General features: G+C 24.8%; 2 protein-coding genes. One reads left to right on the top strand and one right to left on the bottom strand.

The features are described from left to right. Positions 1–94 precede the first annotated feature (94 nt). Positions 95–1,054, bottom strand: coding sequence for a UV DNA damage repair endonuclease UvsE (uvsE, locus tag G3997_RS02645; protein WP_296647661.1), 960 nt, complete (start codon positions 1,052–1,054; stop codon positions 95–97). 166 nt (positions 1,055–1,220) lie between these two features. Between uvsE and G3997_RS02640 the strand changes: the two genes are divergently transcribed. Next, positions 1,221–2,792, top strand: coding sequence for an oligosaccharide flippase family protein (locus tag G3997_RS02640; protein ID WP_296647658.1), 1,572 nt, complete (start codon positions 1,221–1,223; stop codon positions 2,790–2,792). Positions 2,793–2,839: the final 47 nt, after the last annotated feature.

Here is a 2,839-nt window from a genome sequence, read left to right as displayed (position 1 = left end):
ATTAAGTTCTATATACTCTAACTTAATAAATTTTTACTGTATATTTTTTATAGTAAAATAAGAAATTATAATTGCATAATTATTTCTTAATATTTTATTTTATTTCTAAAGTACTTTGGTCTATAAAATCTATATTTTTATCCATTTCTTTTATATCATTAACTAGTTTATTTAGTGTCATATCTTTTTTCTTTGCTTCTATCATAATATCAAAATCCTTATTTACTACGTCTTTAGCAGTATAAATAAAGTCTAAAAAACTTTTAGCATCTATATAATCTGCATGCTTTCTATCATTTTCAAATTCTCTTGGACTTGAAAAATGCATTTTAGGAACTAGTATATCATTATCCCAAGTTTTAAATATTTCTGGTAATAAAAATTTTAAATCTTCATTACATTCATTACAATTGTGGTGATGTATATCAAATACCATAGGCAAATTAGTTTTATTACAAATATCTAAAACTTCCTCTGCATTAAAAGTTTTATCATCATTTTCAAGTATCAATCTTTCAGTTATTCTCTTAGGGAATTTCTCTAAGTTATTTATAAATCTCTGTGCTGCAATATCTTTTCCTCCTTTTGCACCACCAATATGTATTACCATTTTTCCTTCTTCATAATTCATTGCTTCAAATAAATCAACTTGCATACTTAAGGTTTTTATAGTATTTTCAACTACAATTTCCTTATCACTATTTATAACATTAAACTGGTCTGGATGTGCATCAACTCTCAAATTATTATCTTTTATAAGTTTACCAATGTACTCTAAATCTTTTCTAAAGTATTTTAAATAATCCCACATAACATCAGGGTGTGTAGCCAGAGGTATTAAATTTGATGTCATCCTATAAAAATGTATATTATTATCTATATTATATCTAAGTATTTTCTCAAGAGCTTCTATATTTGAATACGTTACTTCTTTTAATTTTTTTAATTTTTCGTTTTGATTTAACTTTAAATATCTTGAATATGTCAATGTAGATGATGATGTAACTTTTTCTAAATTTAAAGCTATTGCTACATATCCTAACCTAATTTTCATAGCTATATCTCCTTGTCTTAATATCTTTAATATTTTTAGTAGGATTTAATATTCATATTCATATATTCATTTAATACAATTTAAATTAATATATAATATTTAATAACTTTTCTTCATATATATGAACATGCTATATATTTAAACTATTTTGTTTAGGAGAAAAACTATGAGGAGAAAGAAATTAATAATAAACGCATTTATTTTGACATTTTCAACAATGATGATAGGCTTTATAAGCACATCTTTTAGAGTATATTTATCGAATAAAATAGGGCCTGAAGGTATGGGACTTTATCAACTTATAATGAGTATACACGTTATGGCAACAACATTATCCGTATCAGGTATTAGAGTTACAACTACTAGACTTATAGCTGAAGAATTAGGTAAATCAAATATAAAAAATATTAAATCTATTTTAATGAAGTCAATGATTTATAGCTTTTTGTTTAGTACTACAACCTTTTTTATAATATATAATTTTGCAGATGTAATAGCTCTAAAGTGGATTGGTGATGATCGAGCTATAATTCCTATTAAAATATTATCTTGTAGCTTACCCTTTGTAGGTATTAGCGCATGTTTTCATGGTTATTTTTATGGAATGAGGAAGATAATAAAAAGTATTTCATCAGATATAGTGGAAGTTGGAAGTATGATGATAATTATTATTGCATTTATGGGAATATGTCTACCTAAGGGTCTAAATTTCACTTGTGCTCTAATAGCTATCGGTACAACTATCGGAAATATAGCATCTGCTATTTATTTTTGTATATTATTCTTATTTGAAAAGAAAACAGGATATAAAAGTGGATATAGTAGAAATAATAAATATAGTTTTTTTAAAATTTTCTCAATATCTTTTCCCATAGCATGTAGCTCTTATATTCAAACTGGACTTAGAACAGTCGAAGACTTATTAATACCAGATGCTCTCAGAAGATATGGTTCTTCTACCGCATCATCTTTATCTATTTTTGGTATGATAAAAGGTATGGCTTTACCAATTTTAAATTTTCCATCTATATTTTTAGCTTCATTCTCAACACTTATAATACCAGAAATTGCTGAGGCAAATGCACTTAATCAACATAAAAGAGTTATATATATAATATCTAAAGTTTTTAAATTTACATTGCTAATAGCTGTGTTTGCATCTGGATTATTTATAATATTTTCTGAAGAATTAGGATTAGCAATATATAATAATACTCAAGTTGGTTTAATGATGAAAATATTAGCACCTCTTATTCCTTTTATGTATTTAGATAGAATTGTTGATGGTAGCTTAAATGCTCTAGATTGTCAACTAAGTACATTAAAATTTAACTTAATTGACATGAGTGTAAGGATATTTTTAATATTATATTTAATACCTAAAAAAGGTATCGAAGGCTTTATAATAGTTTTATTTGCTGGTACTCTTTTAAATGCTTCTTTAAGTATAAATAAGCTATTAAAAGTTACAAAAATACAATTTAAACTATTCGATTGGATTATAAAGCCTATGCTTTGTATAGCAATTGCTGGTTGCTTTGTAAAATATAGCTTAGCCTATATTAATTTAAATTTACATATTTCTATTCAAATAATACTATCTATAGCATTATATTTAATATTACTAATAATATCTGGATGCATAACAAAAAAAGATATATTATGGTTTATTGAAGATTTTAAAGCGGAACCTATATGTTTAGAGTGGCATGATTTAAGTATATATAAAAGATTTTAGTATCTGTATAATAAAAAGCTGCCATATGGCAGCTTTTAGTTATTTCC

Source organism: Romboutsia sp. 13368, from assembly GCF_018336475.1.
In the GTDB taxonomy this organism is placed as follows: domain Bacteria; phylum Bacillota; class Clostridia; order Peptostreptococcales; family Peptostreptococcaceae; genus Romboutsia.
The sequence above is the reverse complement of the archived record's forward strand: the minus strand, read 5'-3'. Positions and strand labels throughout refer to the sequence as shown.